Annotated in this window: 1 pseudogene; it reads right to left on the reverse strand. The window is 30.7% G+C overall.

Annotated features, from left to right (window positions below):
• Nucleotides 1-290, reverse strand: a pseudogene (locus ACYQ0O_RS13210) (IS1634 family transposase); the annotation flags it as partial.

A 290-nucleotide genomic window follows, 5' to 3' on the forward strand; every position in this document is an offset into this window, starting at 1 on the left:
TGTGCCCTCTGATCCTGCTAGGAGTGTAATGATAAATAGGCCTTATATTTAAATCTGTCTTTAATTCTCTAAAGGACTTCTCTATATTATAAATTTGAGTATGGATCTTTATTATCTTCAGGGGAGATAAACTCATATCTGAACAGGCTATGGCATAATATCCATCGTATCTTTTGTCTTTTTCTATTTTGGTTATATCCAGTTCATATCTGATCTTTTCACCATCACAATACTTCCTTAAATACTTCTCTTTGCCTTTTATTTTATTGTTTTCAATCTTCTTCATTAAT

This window comes from Desulfothermus okinawensis JCM 13304 (assembly GCF_054654515.1).